The sequence below is a fragment of the Erwinia sp. 1181_3 genome (genome assembly GCF_052824965.1).
Genome location: NZ_VTDE01000004.1, coordinates 236,744 through 249,975, shown reverse-complemented (window position 1 = coordinate 249,975; position 13,232 = coordinate 236,744). Strand labels below are relative to the sequence as shown.

The following is a 13,232-nucleotide window of genomic DNA, read 5'->3' as shown; positions in this document are numbered from 1 at the left end:
GCCTGGTACTTGAGACGCGCGTATAATCCCTTATCGTGTTCATCACTGGATTGTTACTGCATTTATGCAGGCAAAACCTGACCGCTGGAGCATATCTGGCTGTCAGGTTTTTTTGTTTCAGGCAGGGAAATGAAAATAGCAAAAGTTCTGAATAATAATGTAGTCATCGTTCATGACGAACAGGGTAATGAACAGGTGGTGATGGGGCGCGGGCTGGCGTTTAAAAAACGCAGTGGCGACGAGCTGGACCCAACGCTGGTCGAAAAAACCTTTGCCCTGAAAAGTCGGGAGCTGACCGGGCGCCTGAGCGAACTCTTGTCCGAAATTCCGCTGGAAGTGGTGATTGCCAGCGAATGCATTATCGCGCTGGCACGCGAGCAGTTGTCCTGCGCGTTGCACGAAAGCCTGGCGATTGCACTGACCGATCACGTCAATTTTGCGCTGACCCGTCATCAGCAGAATTTGCCGATCCGCAATGTGTTGCAGTGGGAAATTCGCAGTCTTTATCCGAAAGAGTATGCGGTCGGGCTGGCGGCACTGGATATTATAGAAAAGCGCTTAAAGGCGCGCTTACCTGAAGATGAGGCGGGGTTTATTGCCCTGCACCTGGTCAATGCCCAGCTGGGCAGCGAGATGCCTGCGGTGATGCATATCACCAAATTTATGCAGGAAATCCTGCATATTGTTAAGTATCAGCTGCAGCTGGATTACCAGACCGACTCGCTGAGTTACAACCGTTTTGTGACCCACCTGAAATTCTTTTCTCAGCGTATGCTGGGGAAACGCGGTGTCTATAGCGACGATGAATCGCTGCATGACGTGGTGCGCGACCGTTATCCTGATGCGTATAAGTGCGTGGAGAAAATTGACCGTCATGTGATGAAAAATTACGAATATACGCTGGGCAGTGAGGAGCGGATGTTTTTGACGATTCACATTGAGCGGGTCAGAAAAGAGACGCTGGCGTTGGGGGAGAGCCAGGACGAGGCATGATGTTTTTCGTTTGAGCGTGATGCAGTCAGGAGCGGGCATGAACACCCGATCCTGACCGCCACCGGTCAACCGTTGAGGCGCAACTGCGGATAACGCTTCATGCTGATGGCACACCACAACAGCGAAAGCATCCCGATGGCACCGCCGACGTAGCCGACACTTGCCATATTCAGGTGGAGACTCACCTGATTTCCCAGTAGCGCACCCGCACCGATACCAATATTGTAGATCCCGGACAGCAGCGACATCGCCACATCGGTCGCATCCGGTGCCAGGGCCAGCACGCGCACCTGCACGGCCAGACCAATCACCATCATCGCCATGCCCCAGACAATACACAGCGTGGAAATCGCCAGCGTGTGGGTGGCAGACACATACAGTGACAGCATCGACAGCGTAATTAATGCAATCGCGCCGAGCAAAAAGGTTGCCGGATATTTATTGCCGTAAATGCTGAACAGAATACTTCCCACAATGCCCGCTGCGCCGAAAATTAACAGCAGGAACGTGGTGAAACCGCCGCTCAGTGACGCCACACTCTGAATAAACGGCTCAATATAACTGTACGCGGTGTAGTGCGCCGTTACTGTTACTGCAATCAGAAGATACAGTGCGACCAGCGCCGGGCGGCGAAACAGCATAGGAACGCTTTTCAACGATCCGGTATGTTCACTTGGCAGCTTCGGTAACAGTTTGACCAGTAACAGCATAGTCACCAGCGCCACCACACCAATCACAGCAAACGTGATGCGCCAGCCCAGCAACTGGCCGATCATACGGCCAATTGGCAAGCCCAGAACCATTGCCAGCGCGGTGCCCGTGGCCAGCATACTCAGTGCCTGGGTCTTTTTCCCCGGAGGGGCCACACGGATCGCCAGTGAAGCGGTAATCGACCAGAAAATCGCATGTGAAAAGGCAATACCAATGCGGGAGGCCACCAGGGTGGTGAAATCCCACGCCACCGAGGAGAGAGCATGGCTGGCAATAAACAGCACAAAGATCACAATCAACAACAGGCGACGCTCGACATTACGCGTCAGCAACATCATTGGCAGTGACATCAGCGCCACCACCCACGCGTAAATCGTGAGCATCAGGCCGACCTGCGCCGTCTGCATGGAAAAACTGCTACCGATATCTGACAGCAGGCCCACCGGAACAAACTCCGTGGTATTGAAAATAAACGCAGCAATAGCGAGCATGACCACGCGTAGCCATGCGGTCTTACGGGAAACAGTAGTTGATTGCATTGAAGTTAGCGATGTGTTGAAGGAATGTTAACCCGAAAGAACAGGTCAAAGAATAACGTGGGGATATTGTCTTTTATTTATTCGCCAGATGAAATAAAAAAATCAATAAAATTGTAAATCAGAATTTTTATATAAGCCGGGGTTATGACGAGCGCTTATTTCCCTGTGTAAAAGTGTCTGAACGTTTATCTGCATCAATGTTTGACGCCAATGCGGCCAGGCCGCAGAATCGCGCAGTAATTCAACTCATCAGGCAGCAGCAGAGGAAAGGTATACGTGAGCGTTCTGGATAATGCATTGTTGACGGACATCCTGCAGCAGGTCAGGCCATTAATTGGTCAGGGAAAGGTGGCTGACTACATTCCGGCTCTGGCCGAGGTGCCTGCCGACCGTCTGGGTATTGCGGTCTGCATGCTTGACGGCACCGTCTATCAGGCGGGCGATGCGCAGGAGCGTTTCTCCATCCAGTCGATCTCCAAAGTGCTGTCACTGACGCTGGCGCTGACGCGCTATCAGGACAGTGAAATCTGGCAGCGGGTCGGCAAAGAACCCTCCGGCCAGCCGTTTAACTCGCTGTTGCAGCTCGAGTTGGAGCAGGGTAAACCACGAAATCCGTTTATCAATGCCGGCGCGCTGGTCGTGTGTGACATGCTGGAAACCCGCCTTACCGCGCCGCGCCAGCGTATGCTGGAGGTGGTCAGAAGCCTGACCCAGGAGCCGGACATTGCCTATGATCGCTATGTGGCGCGTTCGGAGTATGACCATTCCGCGCGCAATGCCGCTATTGCCTGGCTGATGAAGTCTTTCGGTAATTTCGACAATGATGTACCGAAGGTACTGCAAACCTATTTTCATTACTGCTCAATGACGCTGAGCTGTGTCGAACTGGCGCGCTGCTTCCTTTATCTTGCTAACCACGGCAAAGGTCTGGGGCAGGAGGAACCGCTGCTGACGCCGAAACAGACGCGACAGATCAATGCGTTAATGGTCACCAGTGGTATGTATGATGGCGCGGGCGAATTCGCCTGGCGCGTTGGCATGCCGGGTAAATCGGGCGTCGGTGGAGGTATTGTTGCGGTGGTGCCGGGGGAAATGAGCATCGCCGTCTGGTCGCCGGAGCTGGATGGTTCAGGCAACTCGCTGGCCGGAACAGCCGCGCTGGAGCTGCTGGCGGAGCGTATTGGCCGGTCGATATTTTGATGCCGGATCCGGTCTACTTCAACAGCGATTAATCACATAGCGTAATCAATGATTGATCGTGGTCAACGACCGGTTTAGCATGAATTGCTAATATTTTGCGCAGCGAAATAATACGACGTTCCACACAGCAATCCATGAACCTGAGAGGATAGGTATGACTATTCAGGCACGGCAGTTAACGCTTAATCATCAATTGCGCCAGTTTGGCGCGCTGGTCAAACTGGCTATGATCCGTTCCACGCCACAGAGTGTCGAAGTCTGGACCATGAGCGGCAATCGTCTGCGTTTCAGACCGACTCAGCAGGTTGAGGCCCAGTTCGTCGCATGTTAAGCCCCGCTTTGTGAAGATCGCCCGACACCGCGGTAACGGTGGGGTCGGGCTCCTGACCCTCATTCGATTTGTGCGTGTTAATAGTGCTGCCGTTTCAGCTCGTCTGGGCTGCCATTCTGCGCCGTGACATCAACGTCCGCACCACCAGTAACAGCATAATCAGCCACTCCGCTGCCAGCGCAGTCAGCACCGCATGCTGGTAATGACCCTGCATGTGCAGCGCCTGACTGAACACGGTGCCCAGTAGCATCGGCCCCAGACCGAACGCCGCCTGCTGCACTGTCGACAGCATCGCACTGCCTGCACCAGCATGATCTTTCGATACCTCAGCCAGACCAATGCGGAAGAAACAGCTGACGATAAACGATTGCCCAAAGCCAACCAGTATCGTCGCCGGGATCAGGCTTCTCACCCCAATCTGCGGCCAGTCCATGTTGAACGTCAGCATCAGCGCAAGCAGTCCTGTCATCTGCACCAGACAGCCGATCAGCAGCGTGTTAACTTTGCCCAGCCGCTCGACAATCCGCGTCGACAGTAATGAACCGATAAAGTAAGCCACGCCGAGAGCAATAAAGGCATTACCTGACTGGAAGGCGTTCAGACCCAGTCCCGATTGCAGCGTCAGTGCCACCACAAACATGAAGCCACTCCAGCAGGAGAAAAACAGCACGGCAATCGATAAGCCGAAACGCACGCTGTACAACCGCATCAGCGCTGGCGGCAGCAGTGGGGCGCCGCCCTGTTGTTCAATGCGCTCTTCTACCTGCCACAGGCGTTTCAGGAGCAGGGGGAAAGCAGCGAGCAGGGCAATACAGGGCCACGACCAGTGCAGCAGCGGGCCTAACGCCAGGGCGACCAGCAGACAGCCAATACTTCCGGCCAGATACAGCGTTCCAGCCCAGTCGATGGCTACGCGCTGCGGCTTTTTCGTTTCAGGAATGGTGCGGGGTGCCATCAGTAAAACCAGCAGGCAGATGGGAATATTAATCAGAAACACACTACGCCAGCCGTAACCGCCGGGATTGGCGTTAATCAGAAAACCACCCAAAACCTGACCAATGATAAAGGCCATGCCGCCAATACCGCCGTATAAACCGAGCGCCCGTGAATGTTCGCGTCCGTGCAGCGTGACATGCAGTGTCGCTAAGATCTGCGGCACGATCAGCGCTGCACCGATCCCCTGTAAAGCGCGTGCCAGTAATAACGTCCACACATCCGGAGTGATGCCGCACAGCAGGGAAGCGATGGCAAACACCACGACGCCGATGCAGAAGATGCGACGGCGGCCAAAGTTATCGCCGAGCCGGCTTCCCATCGCCAGGCTGACGGCAAAGGCGATGCCGTAGATCGCGACGATCAGCTCCAGTTGGATAGGGCTGGCGTGCAGCGTGGTGGACATGGCATCAAGTGCCACATTGACGATGGAAAAATCAATCATCGGTAACAGCTGACCCGCTAACAGCACTATCAAACCGCTGTGGCCGAGAGTGGTGGAATCAAAACCGCTTTTCATGATGCGTAACCCTTGTGTTAATCAGTATCCGGGCATAGCATCAGTGAAATCTTAAACGGGTACCAGTTCTTGATTATCATAGTACCTGCACTACCTGCCTGAGTGGAGTGCCCCCCAATGAGTGAGATTCCGCTGTCGTTGAGCAGCAGTGAAAAAAACCGTCAGCTGCTGGCCACATTTTTACGCAGTCGTCGTGAAAGCATTGATCCGGCGCGGCTGGGAATGCCGCACCATCGCTCACGTCGCACCCCGGGCTTACGCCGTGAAGAGGTGGCTCAGCTGGCGGACGTGGGCGTGACCTGGTACACCTGGCTTGAGCAGGGGCGTGAGATAAAACCCTCGCCGAAAACCCTGGCCGCAATTGCCACTGCGTTACAGTGTAACGAAGCCGAGACGCAGCACCTATACCGGCTGGCCGGGCATCCCATGCCGGCCACTGCCGCAGCGAAAACCTGTGCCAAGGTCTCGGCGCATGGGCAGATCCTCCTCGACCACCTCAACCCACTACCGGCCATTATCCAGACGCCGCGCTTCGATATTCTCGGTTACAACCCGGCATGGTGCCGCCTGATGAATGTCGACCTGGAGAGCATCGCGCCAGAAGACCGTAACTGTATTCTGCTGGCCTTCACCCATCCGCAATGGCGGCAGGCGGTTGCCGATCAGGAACAGCTGATGCCGCATATGGTGGCGCTGTTTCGTACTCAAATGGGAGAACACCTCGACGACCCGCGTTGGCAGGAATTACTGGAACGCCTGTTGTCCGAATCCGAGGAATTTCGCGCCATGTGGCAGCGCTACGAGATCCGCGCCATCGACAATCATGTAAAGCGCTTTTACCATCCGGATGTGGGCATTATCACGCTGCGGCAGAATAACTGGTGGTCTGCACCGCGCAACGGCGACCGTCTGTTGGTGTACATTCCCAACGATGAACAGAGCGCGGCGGCACTCAAAAAAATCACCGATTGACTCTCTCAAGGCTCAGGTATTCCTGAGTCAATCATGAAACAGGACAAGGACAGGAAGTGACTATGAATCAACACCCTTCGGTCGCGGTACTCGGACTGGGCGCTATGGGCCACGCTTTTGCGGCTAATCTGCTGAAAAAATCATTTCACGTTTCCGGCTGGAACCGCACGCGCGCACGTGGTGATGATCTGACGGCTGACGGGCTGGTGCTGTGTGATACCCCCGAACAGGCGGTGGCAGATGCGCAGGTGATCATCGTGATGCTTTCGGATGGTGCCACCACACTGAAGACCTGTGCGCAGATCCTGCCGGTGCTGAAACCGGGTGCGGTACTGTGCCAGATGGGCACCATCGGCGTTGACGCCACACAGCAGCTGATTGACAGCATTCACCAACAGCGCCCGGATGTGGTGCTGCTGGATGCCCCGGTATCCGGGACCAAAGCCCCCGCAGAGCAGGCACAGATACTGGTGCTGGCCAGCGGCGATCGTCAGCGTGCTGCCGCCATTGAACCGGTTTTTGCAGCGATTTCCAAAGGCGCAAAATGGCTGGGTGAAGCGGGTGCGGGATCAAAAATGAAACTGGTGGCGAACGCCTGGCTGGTTTCCGTGATGCAGGGCGTGGCGGAGAGTACTCAGCTGGCGCAGCAATTTGGCTTCACCCCGGATGATTTCTGGCAGGTACTGGAGGGCGGCCCGCTGGCGGCACCCTATGTGAAAGGCAAGCTGGCGATGATCGCCGCAGGGGAATACCCGGCACAGATGCAGCTCACCTGGGCGCTGAAGGACGCAAGGCTGGCGCTGGATGCGGCGGGCGACCGACCGATGCCTGGGCTGCAAACCATTGCCACCCAGTGGCAGGGTGCCGTCGATGCGGGTTATGGCGATAAAGATCTGTCTGTGGTCTATCGTTACCTGCATGAGCAGCATAAAAAGTAATCTGACAGGCGGGCAGGGCGCCGTGTATAAATCCCTGCAAATCATCATGATATGGTCAATAGCCCATAGTGCTTAGCCGGGTGCTTCATAAATGTGTCAAAGTTTGTTATATTATTAAACTCATATGTTTTATATTTGACTGATTTTTAATGCTTTTATTGCAGTGATTCGTTTCCAGATGAACAGAAAAAAGCAAGGATCACATCATGCTTGATATTCGCTTTCCCACCGCATTACAAATGGTGTTATGTATCGCCAAGGCGGATGGCGAGGGGCAACGTTGCACCAGTAAAATTCTCGCCGATGGTTTAGATGCCAACCCGAGTTTTGTGCGCAAAATGATGGTGCCACTGACGCGTGACGGCATTATTATCTCGACGCTTGGCCGCTGCGGGACGATCCGTCTTGGACGCCCGGCCGATCGCATCACGCTGTGCGAAATTTATACGTCAGTAATTGAAGATAAACCGTTGATGGCAGGGCGCCCGGACGTTCCGGCGCTGTGCGTGGTCAGCGCAAATGCCTGCTGGTATTTCAAAGAACTGGCAAGAGAAGCCGAGCAGGCGTCTCTCGATGTCCTGGCTAAACGCACGGTCGCTGATGCGCTGCGTGACATCATGCAGCGCGACTGCATCAATCCGGATCAGCGCTGCGCCTCCTGAGCATCGTCTCAAGCCCCTGTACTCACCGCGTGCGGGGGACTTGTCTTTCTTAACTTATTTCTGAAAATCCACAATTGACGATCCCCGATCGCGTTAACGATCGCACTTAATGCAACAATAAAACTTGCATTAAAGGGATGGCTGCCTTACCGTAATTAAATGCATTCGTGATAGTTGCTCTTTAGCATTCACCACCAACATTCATTTATAAATAGTGACCAATAAATCAGGGGATTTCCGATGAGCCATGATGATTTTATTAACGATCTCGTCAAGTGGATCGATACACACATTGAAGGGAAAATGGATTTAGACACCGTTTCTGCCCGTGCCGGTTACTCAAAATGGCACCTGCAACGTATGTTTAAACAGCACACCGGCCATGCGCTGGGTGAATATATTCGTGAACGCCGCCTGAAAAAATCCGCTGAACGTCTCGCAAGGGGCGGTGAGCCGATTCTGGACGTGGCCATCAGTTTTGGTTTTGATTCTCAGCAGTCATTTAACCGCAGCTTCAAACGTCAGTTCGGTCAGTCACCGGGCGCATGGCGTCGTCAGGTTCAGATTGCAGCCCACGCAGCCTGATAGCAGCATCCCCCTGACAGGTGAGCGGACAACAGTTTGTCCGCTCACATGAGTCACTTTCGCGTAAGCTGCCCAGCCTTGTGCCCACTGCAAATACCGCCCAGTCCCGATTTCCCCCCCCCCTCATTTCTGCCGCCACCTTCAGATGATCGTCGCTGACGAAAATAACAATCACGCATTCAGCATTGCAGATTGATGTTATCCATCTATGTATAAACCATTGCCAATATTGATATTTTACCGCCAGCTCAAAACACGGAATATTGTTCTTATAAGACAGCAATAAGGAGAAGGGCAGCGCCCTTCGCCGCGCGTCCTGAACCCGTTACGGAGCAACCATGACCCAGATCACCTCACTACCGATCCTCGACTTCTCGCAGCTGGATGGCAATGCCGAACAGCAGCAGGCGTTTTTACAAAAACTCAGCCGCTCCGCGCGCGATGTCGGTTTTTTCTACCTGATCAATCACGGCGTTGATGCAGCACTGTCGGCGAAGGTACAGCAGTTGTCTCGTCAGTTTTTCGCCCTGTCGGACGACGACAAGCAGCAGGTATCGATGATCCACTCTCCGCATTTTCGCGGCTATAACCGCGCGGGATCGGAACTGACGCGCAGCCAGCCAGACTGGCGTGAACAGTTTGATATCGGTGCTGAACGCCCGGCGCTGGCGCTGCAATCGGGTGAAGCAGGCTGGAAGCGCCTGCAGGGACCGAACCTGTGGCCGGAAGCCCTGCCGGAACTGAAGCCCACGCTGCTGCACTGGCAGCAGGAGATGACCGCCATGTCTCAGCGACTGCTGCGCGCTTTCGCTCAGGCACTTGAGCTGGCCCCGGATGCCTTCGACCCGCTGTACGGCGAAAAACCTAACGAACATATCAAGTTGATCCGCTACCCCGGCCAGACGGCAGAAACCACCAGTCAGGGCGTGGGCGCACACAAAGATTCTGGCTTCCTCAGCTTCCTGTTGCAGGACCAGCAGCGCGGTTTACAGGTGGAAGTGGAGCCGGATCGCTGGGTGGATGCTCTGCCTTTGCAGGGGGCTTTTGTGGTCAATATCGGCGAACTGCTTGAGCTGGCCAGCAACGGCTATCTGCGCGCTACCGTCCACCGCGTGGAATCCCCGCCCAACGGGCAGGACCGTCTGTCGATTGCCTTTTTCCTTGGCGCACAGCTGGATGCCGTGGTGCCTGTTTTCACGCTGCCGGAAGAGATTGCCCGCCTGGCACAAGGCCCGGCGAGCGATCCGCTCAACCCGCTGCTGCGTGACGTCGGCTGGAACTATCTGAAAGGCCGGTTGCGCTCCCATCCGGATGTCGCAGCCCGCTGGTATCAGGAATTACAACAACAACAGCAACCCCAACACACCGCTTAATGAAAGGAACTGCAATGATCAAACATGCTCCATTTTCTCTGGCAGGGATCGCGTTATCCATGACACTGGCTTTTTCCGCTCAGGCGGCGGAGGCGCTACGCATCGCGGCCGATGCCGTGCCGCACGCTGAAATTCTTAACTATGTGAAGAAAATTGACCCGTCACTCGATCTCAAAATTATTGAACTGACCAGCGGCGTCAACGCCAACGAACTGCTGGCGCATGGCGATGTCGATGCCAACTATTTCCAGCACGTGCCGTATCTGCGCGATCAGGAAAAAGCGCTGGGGCAGACCTTTACCGTGGCCGCCACGGTGCACATTGAGCCGCTCGGCATCTATTCACATAAAGTGAAAAACCTGAAAGACGTGCCGAACAAAGGGACGGTGGCGGTTCCGAACAACGTCACCAACCTGAGCCGTGCACTTTACCTGCTGCAAAGCGAGGGGCTGATCACCCTGAAACCGGGCTTCAACGATCCGGCAAAAAACCAGGCAACGCCGAAAGATATCGCGACTAACCCGAAAAACCTGAAAATTCTTGAAGTGGAGTCGCCACAGATCCCACGTTCGCTGGATGATGTCGATCTGGCGATCATCAACGGCAACTATGCGCTGGAAGCAGGGCTGAACCCGGCAAAAGACGCACTGGGCCTGGAAAGCGCCAAAAATAACCCATATGCCAATATCCTGGTCACCACACCCAAACTGGCTAATGATCCGCGCATCAAACAGCTGGCGAAAGATCTGGAGTCGAAGCAGGTCGCTGAGTTTATTCAGCAGACTTATAAAGGCTCTGTGATCCCGGTCGCAGGGAAATAATATGATTGATATCGAGAATGTCACCCGGCGCTACAGCCCAGACCAGCGCCCGGCGCTGGATAATGTCTCGCTGACCATCCCCGATGGTTCGATATTTGGCATTCTCGGCCGCAGCGGGGCGGGGAAAAGTACCCTGATCCGCTGCCTCAATCTGCTTGAACGCCCCGACGCCGGTCGGGTACTGGTCGATGGACAGGACATTACCCGCCTGAGCCAGGCCGCCTTGCGCCAGCAGCGGCAGCGCAGTGGGATGATTTTTCAGCATTTCAATCTGCTGCACTCGCGCAGCGTGGCGGGTAATGTGGCTGTACCGCTGGAAATTGCCGGGGTGAAAGCCTCACAGCGGCGGGTACGCGTGGCAGAGCTGCTGGATTTAGTCGGGTTGAGTGATAAAGCGAACGCCTTTCCTACTCAGCTTTCCGGTGGTCAGCAGCAGCGGGTCGGTATTGCGCGGGCGCTGGCTGCACAGCCGGGATATCTGCTCTGCGATGAAGCAACAAGCGCCCTCGACGTGGAGACCACGGCATCGGTGCTGGCGCTGTTACAGCAGATTAATCAGCAGTTTGGTCTGACCATCGTGATGATCACCCATCAGCTGGAGGTAGTGAAAGCGATTTGCGATCGTGCTGCGCTGCTGGAGGGCGGTAAGATCGTTGAGAGCGGGGCGCTGAGCACGCTCCTGCGTCAGCCGGACTCAGTACTGCGTAAAGCATTGCTGCACGATCCGCAGGCAGAACACCGTTTCCTGCAACGTCATGGCATCCACGGAGGTGACCTGTGCGCGGTAGCCTAGACCTGAATGAGCTGTGGGAACTGATGTCGGCGGCCACGCTGGAAACCCTGTATATGGTGGCGCTGGCCGGGCTGTTTACGTTTCTTATCGGCCTGCCGCTGGGTGTGCTGCTGAAGGTCGGGCGTCACGACGGTATTCTGCCGCTGCCGCGCCTGAATGCGCTGCTGGGTGCGGTGGTTAACGTCGGTCGTTCTCTGCCGTTTGTGGTGCTGCTGATTGCGCTGATCCCGCTGACGCGCATCATTGTCGGGACCACGCTGGGCAGCAGTGCGGCTGTCGTGCCGATCACCATTGGTGCCATCCCGTTTTTTGCCCGCATCGTCGAAAACGCGCTGGATGAGGTCAATAAAGGACGGATTGAAGCCATCGTGTCAATGGGCGGTAGCGGCTGGCATGTGGTCGGCAAAGTCCTGTTGCCGGAAGCGTTACCCGCACTGCTTGCAGGCATGACGCTGACGCTGGTGATGCTGATTGGTTTCTCTTCGATGGCAGGCGTGATTGGCGGCGGCGGGTTAGGCGACCTGGCTATCCGCTACGGTTACCAGCGTTTTAATCAGCCAGTGATGATTGGCACCGTGGTCGTTTTGATCCTGCTGGTGCAGGCCGTACAAATGGTGGGCGATCGCCTGGTGCGACAGCTGGCTCATCGCCGTTAATTCAGCAAAATCTGGCGCCCGCATAGTATACTGTCTGAATTCGCTTCATTTTTTTCCTTCAGACAGGATTGGTCATGGAAATACGGAACGTTAATCGGGCGCAATTATGCCAGGTCACCAGCTACGGCCTGATATTTATTGCGCTGTTCGCCATCTTCCCGCTGCGTTTGTTGCCCTGTTTTCTTGCCGGCTTTATCGTTTATGAAACCATTCTGGCCCTGACGCCCTTAGTGGAACGTCTGGTGAAAGGGCCGATTGCCCGCTGGATCAGCATTATGTTTCTTAGCGTGGTGATTATTCTTTCGCTGGTCACCGGCATCACCAAGCTGATCGGCTTCCTTTTGCATGACTTCCAGAACCCTGCCGCCTTCCACGCCACGGCCAGCAAACTGCTGGAGGATGCCCAGCACACGCTGTCGCCCGTGATTACGCGCTATCTGCCTTCGGACATCGATGAACTGCAGAACCAGGTAGTGACCTGGCTGCGTGAACATCTGGTGGTGGTGCAGACCTTTGGCCGCAGTGCGGCACATACCTTTGCCACCATGCTGATTGGCATGCTGCTGGGCGCGATCATCTCGCTGCGCACCAGCAGCGGAATCCGCCCTGAAGCGCCGCTGAAGCAGGCGATGCTGGACCGCTTAACCACCCTGGCGGCGGCGTTTCACAATGTGGTGTTTGCACAGATTAAAGTGTCGCTGGTCAATACCATCCTGACCTGCGGTTTCCTGTTCGGCGTGTTGCCGATGTTTGGCCTGCATTTCCCGTTTGCTAAAACCGTCGTGGTGCTGACCTTTATCGCCGGGCTGCTGCCGATTATCGGTAATCTGATTTCCAATACGGTGATTGTGCTGATCGGTCTTTCTATCTCGCTGGAAGCCGCGCTGATTGCCCTGATTTACCTCGTGCTGATCCACAAGCTGGAATACTTTATCAACGCGCGGATTTTTGGCAGCCGCATCAGCGCCAAAACCTGGGAGATCCTGTTAGCGATGCTGGTGTTTGAATCGGCCTTTGGCCTGGCCGGCGTGGTGGCCGCCCCGGTCTATTACGCCTACCTGAAAGCGGAGCTGCGTGCCAGCAGACTGATTTAGGGCTATTTTACTTGCGCTATGCTGGCCGGGAAACTTCCCGGCCCTGACGGA

The 13,232-nt window shown here is 55.3% G+C and carries 14 protein-coding genes; 12 read left to right on the top strand and 2 right to left on the bottom strand.

The annotated features are described in order from the left end of the window. The first annotated feature begins 129 nt into the window (after positions 1–129). Positions 130–993 carry a BglG family transcription antiterminator LicT gene (gene licT / locus FY046_RS13100; protein WP_133845010.1) on the top strand — a complete coding sequence of 288 codons (864 nt, stop codon included), beginning with the start codon at positions 130–132 and terminating at the stop codon, positions 991–993. Positions 994–1,058: 65 nt separating this feature from the next. Here licT and FY046_RS13095 read toward each other — a convergent pair whose 3' ends face one another. Continuing rightward, positions 1,059–2,243, bottom strand: a complete 1,185-nt coding sequence (locus FY046_RS13095) for a sugar transporter (RefSeq protein ID WP_133845009.1) — start codon at positions 2,241–2,243, stop codon at positions 1,059–1,061. A 276-nt stretch (positions 2,244–2,519) separates the two neighbouring features. Between FY046_RS13095 and glsB the strand changes: the two genes are divergently transcribed. After that, positions 2,520–3,443 (top strand): glutaminase B, encoded by a 924-nt coding sequence (glsB, locus tag FY046_RS13090; RefSeq protein ID WP_133845007.1) that lies wholly within the window; start codon positions 2,520–2,522, stop codon positions 3,441–3,443. A gap of 154 nt (positions 3,444–3,597) precedes the next feature. Continuing rightward, positions 3,598–3,774, top strand: a complete 177-nt coding sequence (locus FY046_RS13085) for a hypothetical protein (protein ID WP_159337159.1) — start codon at positions 3,598–3,600, stop codon at positions 3,772–3,774. Between the two features lie 94 nt (positions 3,775–3,868). Here FY046_RS13085 and FY046_RS13080 read toward each other — a convergent pair whose 3' ends face one another. Next, positions 3,869–5,287 carry an MFS transporter gene (locus FY046_RS13080; RefSeq protein ID WP_446186142.1) on the bottom strand — a complete coding sequence of 473 codons (1,419 nt, stop codon included), beginning with the start codon at positions 5,285–5,287 and terminating at the stop codon, positions 3,869–3,871. Positions 5,288–5,404: 117 nt separating this feature from the next. Here FY046_RS13080 and FY046_RS13075 point away from each other — a divergent pair, with 117 nt between their 5' ends. The 9 genes from FY046_RS13075 to FY046_RS13035 all read left to right on the top strand — a co-directional run bounded on the left by FY046_RS13075 (position 5,405) and on the right by FY046_RS13035 (position 13,181). Next, entirely contained in the window at positions 5,405–6,259 is an 855-nt protein-coding gene (locus FY046_RS13075) for a helix-turn-helix transcriptional regulator (protein WP_212814304.1), read from the top strand. Positions 6,260–6,321: 62 nt separating this feature from the next. Then, positions 6,322–7,197, top strand: coding sequence for an NAD(P)-dependent oxidoreductase (locus tag FY046_RS13070; RefSeq protein WP_171148549.1), 876 nt, complete (start codon positions 6,322–6,324; stop codon positions 7,195–7,197). A 206-nt stretch (positions 7,198–7,403) separates the two neighbouring features. After that, the gene (locus tag FY046_RS13065; RefSeq protein WP_133845000.1) at positions 7,404–7,859 is read left to right on the top strand and encodes an RrF2 family transcriptional regulator; all 456 of its coding nucleotides are present in this window, start codon (positions 7,404–7,406) and stop codon (positions 7,857–7,859) included. Between the two features lie 240 nt (positions 7,860–8,099). Continuing rightward, positions 8,100–8,444, top strand: a complete 345-nt coding sequence (locus FY046_RS13060) for a helix-turn-helix domain-containing protein (protein ID WP_133844997.1) — start codon at positions 8,100–8,102, stop codon at positions 8,442–8,444. Positions 8,445–8,782: 338 nt separating this feature from the next. Beyond that, positions 8,783–9,817 carry an isopenicillin N synthase family dioxygenase gene (locus FY046_RS13055; RefSeq protein ID WP_133844995.1) on the top strand — a complete coding sequence of 345 codons (1,035 nt, stop codon included), beginning with the start codon at positions 8,783–8,785 and terminating at the stop codon, positions 9,815–9,817. A gap of 14 nt (positions 9,818–9,831) precedes the next feature. Next, positions 9,832–10,638 (top strand): MetQ/NlpA family ABC transporter substrate-binding protein, encoded by an 807-nt coding sequence (locus FY046_RS13050; protein WP_133844993.1) that lies wholly within the window; start codon positions 9,832–9,834, stop codon positions 10,636–10,638. Position 10,639: 1 nt separating this feature from the next. After that, positions 10,640–11,431, top strand: a complete 792-nt coding sequence (locus FY046_RS13045; RefSeq protein ID WP_133844991.1) for a methionine ABC transporter ATP-binding protein — start codon at positions 10,640–10,642, stop codon at positions 11,429–11,431. Between the two features lie 23 nt (positions 11,432–11,454). Then, positions 11,455–12,087: a methionine ABC transporter permease gene (locus FY046_RS13040; RefSeq protein WP_159337299.1), complete on the top strand. Its 633-nt coding sequence runs from the start codon at positions 11,455–11,457 to the stop codon at positions 12,085–12,087. A 74-nt stretch (positions 12,088–12,161) separates the two neighbouring features. Further along, the gene (locus FY046_RS13035; RefSeq protein ID WP_133844989.1) at positions 12,162–13,181 is read left to right on the top strand and encodes an AI-2E family transporter; all 1,020 of its coding nucleotides are present in this window, start codon (positions 12,162–12,164) and stop codon (positions 13,179–13,181) included. Positions 13,182–13,232: the final 51 nt, after the last annotated feature.